Annotated in this window: 15 protein-coding genes and 1 pseudogene; 1 reads left to right on the top strand and 15 read right to left on the bottom strand. The window is 42.4% G+C overall.

The window, feature by feature from the left end; translation table 11 throughout:
- Positions 1–87 precede the first annotated feature (87 nt).
- Together ACTWQL_RS17910 and ACTWQL_RS17905 are read right to left on the bottom strand one after the other, a co-directional pair.
- Positions 88–369, bottom strand: coding sequence for a hypothetical protein (locus ACTWQL_RS17910; RefSeq protein ID WP_443143798.1), 282 nt, complete (start codon positions 367–369; stop codon positions 88–90).
- Between the two features lie 121 nt (positions 370–490).
- Positions 491–913: a hemerythrin domain-containing protein gene (locus ACTWQL_RS17905; RefSeq protein WP_443143797.1), complete on the bottom strand. Its 423-nt coding sequence runs from the start codon at positions 911–913 to the stop codon at positions 491–493.
- A gap of 135 nt (positions 914–1,048) precedes the next feature.
- Here ACTWQL_RS17905 and ric point away from each other — a divergent pair, with 135 nt between their 5' ends.
- Positions 1,049–1,768 (top strand): iron-sulfur cluster repair di-iron protein, encoded by a 720-nt coding sequence (gene ric, locus ACTWQL_RS17900; RefSeq protein ID WP_443143796.1) that lies wholly within the window; start codon positions 1,049–1,051, stop codon positions 1,766–1,768.
- A 110-nt stretch (positions 1,769–1,878) separates the two neighbouring features.
- Here ric and ACTWQL_RS17895 read toward each other — a convergent pair whose 3' ends face one another.
- The 13 genes and pseudogenes from ACTWQL_RS17895 to ACTWQL_RS17835 all read right to left on the bottom strand — a co-directional run bounded on the left by ACTWQL_RS17895 (position 1,879) and on the right by ACTWQL_RS17835 (position 12,643).
- Complete coding sequence (locus ACTWQL_RS17895) at positions 1,879–2,559, bottom strand: Crp/Fnr family transcriptional regulator (RefSeq protein WP_443143795.1); 681 nt, start codon at positions 2,557–2,559, stop codon at positions 1,879–1,881.
- Positions 2,560–2,614: 55 nt separating this feature from the next.
- Positions 2,615–3,988 (bottom strand): annotated as a pseudogene (locus tag ACTWQL_RS17890) (PAS domain-containing sensor histidine kinase); the annotation flags it as partial.
- Positions 3,989–4,077: 89 nt separating this feature from the next.
- The gene (locus ACTWQL_RS17885) at positions 4,078–4,536 is read right to left on the bottom strand and encodes a GAF domain-containing protein (protein WP_443143794.1); all 459 of its coding nucleotides are present in this window, start codon (positions 4,534–4,536) and stop codon (positions 4,078–4,080) included.
- 13 nt (positions 4,537–4,549) lie between these two features.
- A complete protein-coding gene (locus tag ACTWQL_RS17880; RefSeq protein ID WP_443143793.1) occupies positions 4,550–5,206 on the bottom strand; it encodes a response regulator in 657 nt (218 codons plus the stop codon).
- A 157-nt stretch (positions 5,207–5,363) separates the two neighbouring features.
- A complete protein-coding gene (locus ACTWQL_RS17875) occupies positions 5,364–6,023 on the bottom strand; it encodes a sensor histidine kinase (RefSeq protein WP_443143792.1) in 660 nt (219 codons plus the stop codon).
- 40 nt (positions 6,024–6,063) lie between these two features.
- A complete protein-coding gene (locus tag ACTWQL_RS17870) occupies positions 6,064–7,581 on the bottom strand; it encodes a nitrate/nitrite transporter (RefSeq protein WP_443143791.1) in 1,518 nt (505 codons plus the stop codon).
- Positions 7,578–7,856, bottom strand: a complete 279-nt coding sequence (locus tag ACTWQL_RS17865; RefSeq protein ID WP_443143790.1) for a hypothetical protein — start codon at positions 7,854–7,856, stop codon at positions 7,578–7,580. The genes ACTWQL_RS17870 and ACTWQL_RS17865 overlap by 4 nt, the downstream gene beginning before the upstream one ends.
- The gene (locus tag ACTWQL_RS17860; RefSeq protein ID WP_443143789.1) at positions 7,849–8,151 is read right to left on the bottom strand and encodes a hypothetical protein; all 303 of its coding nucleotides are present in this window, start codon (positions 8,149–8,151) and stop codon (positions 7,849–7,851) included. Before ACTWQL_RS17860 ends, ACTWQL_RS17865 begins: the two co-directional genes overlap by 8 nt.
- Complete coding sequence (locus ACTWQL_RS17855) at positions 8,141–8,353, bottom strand: hypothetical protein (protein ID WP_443143788.1); 213 nt, start codon at positions 8,351–8,353, stop codon at positions 8,141–8,143. Before ACTWQL_RS17855 ends, ACTWQL_RS17860 begins: the two co-directional genes overlap by 11 nt.
- Positions 8,343–8,867 carry a Rieske (2Fe-2S) protein gene (locus tag ACTWQL_RS17850; RefSeq protein ID WP_443143787.1) on the bottom strand — a complete coding sequence of 175 codons (525 nt, stop codon included), beginning with the start codon at positions 8,865–8,867 and terminating at the stop codon, positions 8,343–8,345. Before ACTWQL_RS17850 ends, ACTWQL_RS17855 begins: the two co-directional genes overlap by 11 nt.
- Positions 8,868–8,887: 20 nt before the next feature.
- A complete protein-coding gene (locus tag ACTWQL_RS17845) occupies positions 8,888–9,448 on the bottom strand; it encodes a 4Fe-4S dicluster domain-containing protein (RefSeq protein ID WP_443143786.1) in 561 nt (186 codons plus the stop codon).
- 2 nt (positions 9,449–9,450) lie between these two features.
- Complete coding sequence (locus ACTWQL_RS17840; protein ID WP_443143785.1) at positions 9,451–11,616, bottom strand: molybdopterin oxidoreductase family protein; 2,166 nt, start codon at positions 11,614–11,616, stop codon at positions 9,451–9,453.
- Complete coding sequence (locus tag ACTWQL_RS17835) at positions 11,603–12,643, bottom strand: hypothetical protein (protein ID WP_443143855.1); 1,041 nt, start codon at positions 12,641–12,643, stop codon at positions 11,603–11,605. Before ACTWQL_RS17835 ends, ACTWQL_RS17840 begins: the two co-directional genes overlap by 14 nt.
- Positions 12,644–12,812: the final 169 nt, after the last annotated feature.

Raw genomic sequence — 12,812 nt, 5'->3', positions numbered from 1 at the left:
GTCCGAAGTCCGCTCTTCTTCGGACAGGGACAAGCGGTTTCTGCCAATCTCTGTCCGAAGTTCCCTCTTCGCGTTTATAATTCAAGCTTAATTCGGACAGGGACAAGCGGTTTCTGCCAATCTCTGTCCAAAGTTCCCTCTTCTTCGGACAGGGACAAGCGGTTTCTGCCAATCTCTGTCCGAAGTCCCCTCTTCTTCAGACAGGGACAAGCGGATTCTGCCAATCTCTGTCCGAAGTCCCCTCTTCTTCGGACAGGGACAAGCGGTTTCTGCCATTCTCTGTCCGAAGTCCCCTCTTCTTCGGACAGGAATAAGCGATTTCTGCCAATCTCTGTCCGAACTCTTCCACTTCTTCGTGACATTCTGCATGACGAGACCCCGTTGCAAGAATTACACTGTCTTCTATTTAAGAATATTTTCGGCTATCTCTACTTTTTCTTCATTAGATAGCAAGCTTTCGGCCATCAGAAACAATACGACTTCTTCTTTGTTAAAATGGTCTTTCAATAATTATCCCGTTTTTCAATGAATCAAGTGCTTCCTTATCACTACATCCCTCTGAAAGAAATTGACCAATATAGGTTTTAGCTGTCTGATGCTCATATTCCATCACAGCGATCGGCCCTGAATTCCTGCCAATATAATTGGCAAGTGTATCAAACAAATAGGCTTCTTCTTTATATGAATGCAACTCCAGATTTTTTTTGAACCTCACTACTTCTTTTCTTAATGCTGCCTTCTCCACATATTCTGTTTTTTCCAAAGAATCCAGTATCCCTTTTGTTTTCAAAAGAAGCTCTTCCATTACTAGCTTTAACTTAAGGTGTTCGTCAATTAATCCAGCAATTGCTGGACAATACTTCGTAGACTGTGCCGCCATTTGGTGACACGCAAACTGCGATTCTGATTTCATGACAATCCCTCCTTATATTGTTTCTTACAATACCAATTTAGCAGTATATTTCTTTCATAACCGTGATGTATGTCACGGTACTACTCGAAAATATGCCTTAAAGTAAAGGTATCGAATATAAAGGAGGTTCTTGTTATGGAAGCTGTTTTTACTACAGAAACAAAAACTGGAGATATCGTCACTCGCTTTCCAAATGCGAGCCAATATCTCAAAAAGTATAAAATCGATTTTTGCTGTGGGGGAAATCGTCCGATCGGAGAGGCCCTTCAGGAGAAAAAGCTGAATGCAGTTGAATTTTTGGATACCCTGAACGATATGTATAGGAAGGTGGTCCATACTACCGATGAAGATACAGATTGGACGAAAGCTCCTTATCATGAGTTGATTGATCATATCATAAACAAACACCACAAATTTCTATCAGACCTGCTCCCGGAGCTAAGTGCATTTGTGACTAAAGTTTATCGTGTGCATGGAAAAAAACACCCTGAGTTAGCGAGTGTATATAAGCTGTTTCATAATTTGAAGGTCGAGTTGGAGGAACATATGATCCATGAAGAAGAGGATTTCTTCCCACAAATCAATGCTTATAGTTTTGATCGACAGACTGAAAAATTGCCCGAAATCTTGAATGCGAATTTTCTTCTTGAAAAAGAACATGAAACTGCAGGGCTTTATCTGAAGGAGTTACGAGAGTGTACAGCTGATTACAAGCTCCCTGACGATGCGTGCATGACTTATCAGGTGATGTACTTGAAGCTACAAGAATTAGAGGAAGATCTCTTTCAGCATATCCATCTTGAAAACAACATCCTTTTCCCAAGATTGGAAGCTGAGATGTTGGCTGAGGAATAGAACGGAGACCAGAGATTAGATTAGTCGCAGGCAGAGCTTTTGTTGAAGAAAGTATTTTATGCTTCCTTAAAATGTGAAAAAGGATGGAACAACCCCTTCCATCCTGCTTTTCATCTTAATTGTTTTAACTTCTTAAGGTCATGGATCTGGATACCGCTCCGCGTGCACGATAAAATCTTTTCCTTTTTCAAATGGTTCAACGTGCGATTGATCGATTCCCTGCTGGTTCCTACGATATTGGCAAAATCCTGGTTTGTTACTGGAAAGCTGATCTGCACCGAGTTTCCGTTTTGAGTGCCATGTTCGATCGACAGTTCTAATATTGCGTGGATCAAACGATGCTGTACATCCTTTGAGATGAGGCTTTGGACTCGTTCCTGCAGCTGCAAGATCTTTTTCCCCATTACCTTCATGACGGAAATCCCGATTTGGGGCTGTTTCATCATAAGCTTATCAAAATCATCAATCCTGATGATCAGTAGTTCTGCATCCTGGACAACTTCAGCTGTAGCTGGATAAGGAGTTGAATCAAAGAACCCGACGTGGGGAAACATATCCCCGGCATGTAAGATGGAGATGACTTGTTGATTCCCCTCTTCATCCACGTGATAGGTTTTCACGACACCTTTACGTATAAAGTAAACCGCTTCTCTTTCTTCACCTTCCATGAAAACAAACATCCGCTTTTTATATGTCCTCTTATTCGTTATATCCCCTAATTTTTTCAATGACTCGCTTACTAACGAACTGAATATCGGTAACTTTTTCAAATCTGTCGCAATGCATTCCATATCCTCAACCCCTTTTTCTCGTTTCGAGCTGACAATCGAATTTATTGGGACTTATTCAGGTGCTATCTCTGCTTTCAGGAATAATTAGCATAACGGTTGTGCCATAGCCTGGGGTGGAGTCGATTTTAAGCTGTCCCCTTATTGATTTTGCTCGCTCTTCCATACTGAATAAGCCTACCCCTTTTGAATCTTGGTCCGGATCATAGCCCTTCCCTTCATCTTCTATCTTGACCTGGATTTTTTCATCCTGTTTGAGGATTTCCACTTTTGCTTTATCTACATCGGCATACTTACGTACGTTGGTTAACGCTTCCTGAATGATACGGTAAATTGTCGTTTCAATCTGTACATCGAACCTTTGTGAAATTTCACACTTGAAATCAACGCGAATGCCGTAGTGTTGGGAATAACGATTGATGAACGAACGCAAGGCTGGAACAAGTCCAAGATCGTCTAATAACGAAGGTCTTAATTCCCATGATATACCGCGGATTTCTTCGATCAAGGTTGTGACATCGGATTGAAGCTGTTCTAGTAATGGATGGCTGGTATCTGTACTGAGTCTATTGATTGTTATAAGCAGACTATAGAGGTTTTGACCTATACCATCATGCAGTTCACGCGATACTTTTTTCCTTTCATCTTCCTGAACATGGATGAGCCTGGTCATCATTTGTTGCAGTTCTTCTTCCACCCGTTTTCGTTCAGTGATTTCACTCCGGATCGCAAGGTATTGATACGGTTTTCCATTTTCATTTAAAAAAGGAACGATTGTCGTGTCTACCCAGTAATACGAACCGTCTTTCGCTTTGTTTTTGATTTCACCTTTCCAAACTTTTCCCTTCCCGATCGTGTTCCATAAATTCTTGAAAAAGTCTTTGGAATGAAAACCGGAATTGATGATACGGTGATCAACACCAATCAACGCTTCCCTGGTGAACTTGGAAATCTCGCAGAATTTATTGTTTACATATTTGATCGTTCCTTTTTGGTCCGTTATCGCTACAATCGAGGATTCATCGAGGGCAAACTTGAAATCCAGCAGTTCATTCATCGAGCTGCGAAGTTCTTCCTTGATCCGTTTATATTCCGTTACTTCAGTACGTAAAGCAAGGTATTGATAGGGGCGACCGTTCTCATCCAAGAATGGGACGATGGTGGTATCTACCCAATAATAGGAACCATCCTTGGCTCTGTTTTTAATTTGACCTTTCCAAACCTCACCGCTTTCAATCGTCTCCCAAAGGTTTTTCATGAATTCTTTAGAATGATGACCGGAGTTGATGATCCGATGGGTTTTACCGATCAGTTCGTCACTTGAGTATTTTGACACCTGGCAGAATTTATCATTCACATACTTTATGATTCCGTGTTTGTCTGTCACAGCTACTATTGAAGATTCATCAAGTGCATACTTGATGTCCGCTAATTCATGAAGCTTTCCGATCTCATGCTCATATTCGTTTCCGGTATCATTCCATGAATCATTTGAGCTACGTACTGTCGTCTTTTTCGTCCTCACAAAACCACCTCAGTCCGAGAATCGAAATCACCATTGATGATCCCTTCTAATTGACCCACCGCGTTTTTCATCTTTTCTACGGATGTATCATCATAGCCAGGCTTTTGACGGTGCCCTGCAAGAAGAACACCCCAAATTCCGTTTTTCTTCCTTATAGGCATCGCTATACAGCTTGATAGTTGTTCAGCTAACATGATTGGATAATCTGTAGGCTTTCCCAGAATATCTTCCGGAAATGAACGGATGATCATAGGCGATCCGGTTTTGATTACATTTCCAGCTATTCCTCTACCATATCTTACTATGATCCTTTTATATTTATCATTCCGATTCCCTACAGCATATTTCCATATTGAATGTTTACCAGACAGGTCATAAACGGCAATACCGACAAAATCACAGTCCAAGTCTGTGGAAAGCTGTTGGCACCTACTTAAAATCTCATTGGATTGCATGATCCTCACAACCTTACACGCCAAAATCGAGAAGCCCTTTTTGGGCAGCATATTTTACTAGTTCCGGCCGTGTTTTCATCTTCAATTTTTCCATCAAATTACTTTTATGTGTTTCAACTGTTTTGACACTGATGACAAGTAATTCACCGATTTCCTTGTTGGAGTAACCTTTCGCGATCAAACCGAGAATTTCCTTCTCCCTTTCGGAGAGGGTCGAATACGTATCTAGATTCCTGCCTTCTTTCAACTTTGTGACGTACTCTTCCATCAACCGCTTTGTAGCATTGGGATACAGATAGGCTTGCCCGTCTGCAACCATTTTAATAGCCGAAAGCAGTTCTTCATGTGGTGCACTTTTGAGGATACATCCGGAAGCGCCAGCCTGGACGACTCTGAATAAATACTCGTCATCATCGTGCATCGTCAATATTAATATTGAAATTTCCGGCATACTTTTCTTTAATTCTATTGTTGCAGAAAGTCCGTCTTTTCCATGAGGCATACTGAGATCCATAAGGATGACATCTGGTTTAAGGCTTTCCGCAAGCTCTATTCCTTCGTTTCCCTCAGAAGCTTCACCAACAACTTCCATTTCGGGATTGGCATCAAGCAGCATTTTCAATCCCATCCGGACAACTGCATGATCATCGACGAGAATGATTCGAATCATGTCATCGCTCCTTTCCTTTTTCATAGGATCCATTATTCTAGCTGGTAATCCTTCGCAAAACGCACTCCGTAGGTCATCCTAAAGCCAGGATCGCTATTTCCGCAGAAGTGTCGTGCATTTCTCAAGTCTTTTGTATTGAATCAACTTTACTTTCTCATCATTTCAGTTCATATGGTACTTTCATTGTGACTCGGGTACCCACCTCAGAAGAGGATTCCACCATGATTTCACTCTTGATCATGGAGAGTTGATACATGACAGCAGATAGCCCTGAATTTTGTCCATCTTTTAATTTTTCGATATCAAATCCAATGCCTGTGTCTTCGATCGTTATCAGCAGTTCATGTTCCTTCCATTCAAAATCAACGTTGATTTGAGTAGTATCAGCATGAGTCGCTGCATTCAGAATGATTTCCTGACACGCCCTGAATACCGTAATATTCTGTACTTCAGTCAATTCCTTCGATAATCCATGGCTTTTACTATATACAAGTATACCAAAGGTTTTGGAATAGATGTCCAGGTAGCTTCTTATTGTTTGATAGATACCCAGACGTTCCAATGTATGCGGATATAGTTCATTTGATAGTGTCCTTAGCTCATCTAACGTCCTTCTGGCCATCTGAATCAAATCATGCGTAAGGTTCTTCAATTCACCAGATTCAAGCTGGTTTTCAACAAGTTGAAGACCGGAGTAGAGGCTATAGACGGTTTGGGAGACCCCTTCGTGCAGTTCACTTGCCACCCTTTTCCGTTCTTCTTCCTGTGACCCTATGATATAAGAAGCAATTTCGTCACTTGAAGGTCGAGTCTTCATTTCCTTTCTCCTTTACCAATACAAGTTCAAGAGCGCGTATTCAACCCTCGACTTCTGTTATTTTCGCTTTATGATCAGTGACATCACTGAACATACCAGCATAATGCTCCACATCTCCTGCATCATTCTTGATGGCACTGATCGTAAGCCACTCCAAGTAGACATCCCCGTTCTTCTTTTTGTTCCATATTTCACCTTGCCAGAAACCGGTCTCATTGATCTGTTTCCACATCTTTTTATAAAATGCAGCATCCTGTATGCCGGATTTCAATAGGTTGGCACGCTTACCGACCACATCTTTAGATTCATAACCTGTCAGTTTCGTAAAAGCCGGATTGACTGATTTGATTTTCCCATCTGTATCTGTAATCATGATTCCTTCAACTGTATTCCGAAGTATATCATTGGATAGATGTAATCTTCCCTGGTAATACATCCAGATTACAAGGATCAAGCTGGCCAGGGCAACCTGGGAAAGAGCCATGAACCCAATTGCGTAATGTCCAGTTATATTGAAGACGAACATCAAGATAAGTGGCGGGAAAAATCCCCCTAGACCGCCCATACATGACACGATTCCATTTACAATACCAGCTTCTCTGTGAAAATATAAAGGGACTAGTTTGAAGATGACACCATTCCCAATACCTGCGCTCATCGCAATTGTTAAACAGCCGATCGTGTAAATTTCAATGGAAGGTGCAAATGATAAAGCAACAGCCGCAATGGTAAAACCAGTAAAAACGACCATTAAGGCTTTCAGTGCATCGTAACGATCAGCCAACCATCCTCCAACAGGCCTTAAGAGGGTACATAATACGATGAACCCTGCTGTACGCATGCCAGCATCCACCTTATCCAATCCGAAATGAGTAACAAGAAAGTTCGGCAGATAGATTGTAAAAGCGACGAATGAACCGAATGTGATGAAATAAAAAAGTGACAAGAGCCATAGTTTTTCATTCTTATAGACGCCTTTTAATTGTTCAATCAATGACGTCTTTACTTTCTTCTCATGACGATCACCTACAAGCAAATTCAAGACTCCGAAAACACCCAGCAGGATAAGAAAGAGTTTCACAGTGACCGTCCATCCCAAATAGTTCGCTACCACTGGTGCTGAAAAAGCGGTTATCGCAGTACCGATATTCCCAGCTCCATAGATTCCGTTTACAAATCCGTGGCGACTCTTCGGATAATATTTCGGAAGGGAAGTGACCCCTACGGAAAAGACTGCGCCTGAAACTCCAAGCATCAGCCCGCCGATTGCAAGCATCGTAAAGGTATTTGCCTCACTGATCAAATACACTGGAATCAACAAAACGAAAAAACTTGTGGCAAATACGATCCTGGCGCCGATCCGGTTGGCCATATATCCTAAGGGAATTCTTAATAACGACCCTAGTATGACTGGTATGGCCGTTACGAGCGCCAACTGGCCAGCATTCATTTGGATATCTTCTTTTATGAATGGCATTAAGGACGAAATCAATACCCATGTCATGAAGCCAACGATCAGGTTGGTCGTCTGCAAAGGTAACTGTATACGTGAAATCATTTCCCTTTCCCCTTTCGGATACGATAATAAAGGTTGGATTGAGAATCATAAGCCTGGAAAGTGTCGCCGAACCATTCCATGGAGCTATCAATCGGAAAAGCGACAAAATTGAATGAATCGAAATAAATCCGCATATGGGTATGATCAGGGCATTCAGCAATCTTATAAAGGTGTTTTTCTACAGGCAGACCCTGGTCTTCGTCATGGTCCCCCTGTATCGTCACTACGATTGGTGCACCAATCATCTCTTTTAATCTTTCATTTGGTTCAACCATTCCTTGCACAACCTTTCATGACGGGATATATGTTCATCTGAACACCTTGTAAGTAATCCCAGAACCGTTCACTTCCATGCTTATCTAAATGCGCCATGACTTCTTCCTCTGATTGCCACCGGCCCATACCTCTCAATTCAGCGATGATCATTTCAAAATCTTCTCCCACTTTGACATCCAAATACCAGTGGATTGTAGAAGGGAACAACTGGCGGAATTCCTGTTCGATAAATCCTTTGAAATCTGTTTGAGGTTTCCTTATGAAACAAAGGTCGATATAAACTTCACTTATCATTTGCCGTCCCCTTTCCTACCCTATTTTTCTCTATTCGATAGATCATGATCGCAATCGGGAACATGATGACATTCAGTACCGAAAATATGATCGTCTCCAGGTAATGTTCAAAATAAAATTGGTGTACTGCATATTGCGTGAAAATGATATTGAGCATCAAAACACCACAAAGTAACAATACCCCCAGGTAGCTACGCTTCATAACGTTTCACCCTCGTTGCATATACCGTCCCATTCTCTACTTTTACAAAGATTTCAGGCAGTGGTCTCCTTGGAGGACCTGCTGTCGGCTCACCTGACCGTACGTCGAATTTACCGTGATGACATGGACACAGCATGTCACCTGATTCCTTATTCCATAACACTGGACAACGGAGATGTGTACACGCATTCTGATAAGCTTTATACTCGTTTTCACCAAGCCGGATTAATAAGGCGTCATCATGTTCACCAGGATAAGTGAACTTTACGGAATCGCCGATTTGAAGTTTATTCACTTTCGTAATCGCCTTTTTCGGATAGGATTTGTCGCCAAGTGACATTAATTCCTTTGCAGCGACCGCACCCCACGGAAGAGTTGATACTGCAAATAATCCTGCTGCACCTACGAGTGTTTTCATAAATCCTCTTCGGTCCAATTTACGCTCGTTCAAACGATTGATATTATGTGTGAAATTATCCTCATCATAAGGAAATTGATTATTGTTATGGCACATGGTTTTCACCTCTTTGCTTTTTAAAATAACTTTTCTGTTCCTTGGAGAATCCCTGGCAGGTTGATCTTGACGTTCGTTTCACCTTCCAAGTAAGGCATGCTTGTTACCCACTTACCATTATCAAGTCGGTGCTGCTGTTGTTTTTCAGCAATTTCCTCTTCAGTCAGCCATTGCAATGTATTGGAAGGACAAACGCTAGCACACATCGGTGGAATGTCGTCCTTCGTTCGGTCGATACAAAGGTCACATTTATACATCAGGTTCTGTTCTTCATCAAACTTTGGAATTCCGTAAGGACAAGCAATCGTACAGTTTTGACATCCGATGCACTTCTCTACCAATGCGGAAAGGACTGCACCTGTTTCATGAATCTGGATCGCCTGAGCTGGACAGCTTCTTGCACATGCTGGATTTACACAATGGAGACACATGAGTGGCATGGTCTGCCTGTTTACAAGCGGATTGACGTCCAATACATAGTTTCGGTTTCGTTGATCATGACCTCCGCATTGGGTACAAGCTGCAAGGCAAGATCTGCATCCTATACAATTTTCAAGTTCTAGAAATAGCTTTTTCCCCATTATCAGGACTCCCTTTTTGCAAGTTTTTCGATTTGTGCTGCACATGCTTTGAATTCCGGCATTCTAGATATCGGGTCAAGCGCTGGAATTGTCAACAGATTGATGGATTGTTCATGGCCGAAATGATAGGGAACGAATACCGTATCTTTTCGAATCGCTTCCGTTATTTTTACGCTATAAATCGCTTCACCTCTACGGGTGAACAAGCGGACTTCTTCTTCGTGAGAAATATGATATTTCTCTGCTGTTTCTGGGTGTATTTCAACATAAGGATCTGGACACATATCTTTCAGGAACGGAATTCTTCTCGTCTGGTTGCCTGAGAGATAGTGATAAACCACCCTACCTGTTGTAAGTCTGAGTGGATATTCTTCACAAGGTTCTTCAGCAGGTGGACGATATGGTAAGGCACAGATTTTCGCTTTCCCATCCGGGTGGTAAAATTTTTTGTCTGTGAACATGTGCGGTGTCCCTTTATCGTCTTCATCCCGGCAAGGCCAGAACACACCATCTTGTTTGTCGATCTTATCCCAGGTTGCACCATAGTAATCCGCATATCCTCCTTTTGAAGCTAGGCGAAATTCTTCTGCAACATCCTTCGCATCTTTCAAGTGTCTGAAATACTGTCCGCGTCCTAATTTTTCAGCAAGTTCAACTTGCATCTGCCAATCCGGCTTCGAATGTCCAATTGGTTCCTGCGCTTTGTTGATTTTAATGATTCTGCCTTCGAGGTTCGTGACTGTTCCTTCATCTTCAGACCATGTGACTGAAGGTAAAATGACATCCGCAAACTCGGCAGATTCAGAGAGATAAAAATCAGCACACACCATGAAATCGAGATTTTTGAGCGCTTCACGTACGAAATTCAGGTTCGGTGCTGATACAGCAGGATTTGAACAAAGAAGGTATAACCCTCTGATTGTTTTGTCCTGCATCAATTCGAACATTTCATAAGCTGACACACCTGGCTCAGGCATTTCTTCTGGAGTGATGCCCCATACGTTACAGACCTCTTCAACATGTTTTGGATTCGTTATTTTCCGATAGCCAGGTAATAGATCCGATTTCTGACCATGTTCCCTTCCGCCCTGACCATTTCCTTGCCCTGTAAATGTTGCGACACCCGATTTCGGACGGCCGATCTTCCCAGTGACAAGCGCCATATTCACATAGGCGGATACATTATCGACACCTTTATGCTGCTGTTCAATCCCTCTTGCGAACATGACGATCGCATTTGGTGCCTTCCCATAGATTTCCGCGGCACGGATGATCTTGTCTTTATCGATCCCGGTGATTTGACTCGTATACTCAGGGGTGAATTCTTTTACGACTGCTTTTGTTTCCTCGATTCCATTCGTGTGATTCCTGATGAAATCTTCATCGATCTTTCCATTTTCAATCAACAGATGGACGATTCCGTTCGCGAGCGCAAGATCCGTCCCTGGCTTCAGATCAAGATGAATATCGGCTCTTCTCGCAAGTGGTGTTTCCCTTGGATCTACTACGATCAGGTATCCTCCACGATTCTGTACCTCCCAGACACGGAACATCGAAGTCGGATGGCATTCTGCAGTATTGCTTCCAGCTATGAATAGGCAGTCCGTTTCATGGATATCCGTCCATGGTAGTGTTGAACCGCGATCGACACCGAAAGAGCGAAGGAAACCTCCGGCGGCACTCGACATACAAAAGCGTCCGTTATAATCGATATATCTTGTTTGCAGTACCACTCGCGCAAACTTCCCGGTCAAATAACATTTCTCATTTGTCATTGAAACCCCGCTGAATACGGAGAGTGTATCTTTTCCATATTCCTCTTGGAGCTTCTTGAAATTGTGGGCGATCAAATCATATGCTTCCTCCCAGGAGGCTTCCCGAAAGCCTTCTTTCGTCCCTTTTGTAGAAGCATCATCACGGATCAGTGGAGTCAACAACCGGTCTTTATGGTTGGTCTGCTGATATGCCGTAACCCCTTTCGGACACATCTTCCCGACGGTGACAGGCCAATCATATCTCGGCTCCACCCCAATGATTTTGTTCGTGCTGGTATCGACCCGAAGATTCATACCACATTGCATACCACAATAGCTGCAGTGTGTTTTGACCAGCTTTTCATTTGGGTGTTCTTTGTTTTCGATCTCTCTGAAAAATTTATCCCTTTGCATTTTGATTCCCCTCTTTTACCTTTATTTCATGAGTTGGTGCCCCTGAAAACCGTGAAATCCGATACTTCCTTCGACAAGGGAGGCACAGTTCAGCAAGCTGAAATCCTTCTTCCATTTCAAAATTGATTTGATTTTGACGTAGAACATCAATGACATCGTCCGTTTGTTCTGTTGATACGAATTGCGTGCCGCACACTTTGCAATTTTCCATCGATTGTTCGCTGTAATGTTCGCGATAATTTCGTGCAAACACACTCATCGGTCTGAACGGAATATGCGCCAGCTTTCCAAAAGGCAGATAGATCAATGTCACAATGACGGAAAATTGATGGATCAGAGACATTGTCGGTTGACCGAAACCATGTAAGAAAACGTTACTGAAAGTCAACAACAAACCAGTGATGCTGATGAAAAGCAAAAGGTATAATGGAAGAAAATCGTAAACGAACGTCTGCTCTGCCCGTGCTTGCATATTTTTCAAACGTCTATAGATAGCCATTGAAACACCAGTAATGACCATTAAGGCTGTTATGTTCAACGCATTATAAAACAGGTAAGCTATGATTCCCTCTGCATCCACGCTCATGATGTTCACACCCATTGCAACCACTGTATAAAGGCCGTTCTCTTCCATGGTGAAATACATCCATCCGAACACAAGCGGAAATGTCACGAAGCAAGAGAGGATACATCCCCATCCGATCAATAGATGCTGCGTCCATCGGTAAATTCCCCTATTCCAAATGAACTTGTATGTTCCAAGATGCTCAACCGAGGTCTTTGGAGTTGATTTACGACGAAGGAGCTTGATCCCTTTTTTAAGGATGATCTTGGTCGGTGGCCGCTCTCCCCAGGCTATGAATCTGTAGAAGAATCCTCCTAGAAAAACGAGTGTCCCTACCATGTAGCCATACAGGTTCAAATCAATATGAGTGAACATTCTAGTTCCGATCATTGATAGTATAAAAAGACCGCTTACTGCCAAAAACATTGATTTTGCGTAGTGTGATGCGAATGCCCGATTGATCGCCGGGTCTTTCGTAAGTTTAGTGGTTTCCGTTACTTGCTGCATTTTGTTACCCCCTGAAAAGAAGTCGTAAAAAAAGAAAAACACTTTCTATATCTATGGTAGACAATAGAAAGTGTTTTCGTAATCGGGGGACTCCCCCATCTTCGGTTAAGAAAACCCTGATATT

This window comes from Pseudalkalibacillus sp. R45, assembly GCF_052246725.1.
Taxonomy (GTDB): Bacteria; Bacillota; Bacilli; order Bacillales; family Fictibacillaceae; genus Pseudalkalibacillus.
This window is presented reverse-complemented; position numbering and strand designations above follow the sequence as displayed.

Coding starts and splice junctions, on each gene's coding strand:
- ACTWQL_RS17880 (WP_443143793.1), bottom strand. CDS start 5,206: ATGATTCGAATCATTCTCGTCGATGATCATGCAGTTGTCCGGATGGGA.
- ACTWQL_RS17905 (WP_443143797.1), bottom strand. CDS start 913: ATGAAATCAGAATCGCAGTTTGCGTGTCACCAAATGGCGGCACAGTCT.
- ACTWQL_RS17855 (WP_443143788.1), bottom strand. CDS start 8,353: ATGAAGCGTAGCTACCTGGGGGTATTGTTACTTTGTGGTGTTTTGATG.
- ACTWQL_RS17910 (WP_443143798.1), bottom strand. CDS start 369: ATGCAGAATGTCACGAAGAAGTGGAAGAGTTCGGACAGAGATTGGCAG.
- ACTWQL_RS17895 (WP_443143795.1), bottom strand. CDS start 2,559: ATGGAATGCATTGCGACAGATTTGAAAAAGTTACCGATATTCAGTTCG.
- ACTWQL_RS17845 (WP_443143786.1), bottom strand. CDS start 9,448: ATGGGGAAAAAGCTATTTCTAGAACTTGAAAATTGTATAGGATGCAGA.
- ric (WP_443143796.1), top strand. CDS start 1,049: ATGGAAGCTGTTTTTACTACAGAAACAAAAACTGGAGATATCGTCACT.
- ACTWQL_RS17870 (WP_443143791.1), bottom strand. CDS start 7,581: ATGATTTCACGTATACAGTTACCTTTGCAGACGACCAACCTGATCGTT.
- ACTWQL_RS17860 (WP_443143789.1), bottom strand. CDS start 8,151: ATGATAAGTGAAGTTTATATCGACCTTTGTTTCATAAGGAAACCTCAA.
- ACTWQL_RS17885 (WP_443143794.1), bottom strand. CDS start 4,536: ATGCAATCCAATGAGATTTTAAGTAGGTGCCAACAGCTTTCCACAGAC.
- ACTWQL_RS17850 (WP_443143787.1), bottom strand. CDS start 8,867: ATGTGCCATAACAATAATCAATTTCCTTATGATGAGGATAATTTCACA.
- ACTWQL_RS17875 (WP_443143792.1), bottom strand. CDS start 6,023: ATGAAGACTCGACCTTCAAGTGACGAAATTGCTTCTTATATCATAGGG.
- ACTWQL_RS17840 (WP_443143785.1), bottom strand. CDS start 11,616: ATGCAAAGGGATAAATTTTTCAGAGAGATCGAAAACAAAGAACACCCA.
- ACTWQL_RS17865 (WP_443143790.1), bottom strand. CDS start 7,856: ATGGTTGAACCAAATGAAAGATTAAAAGAGATGATTGGTGCACCAATC.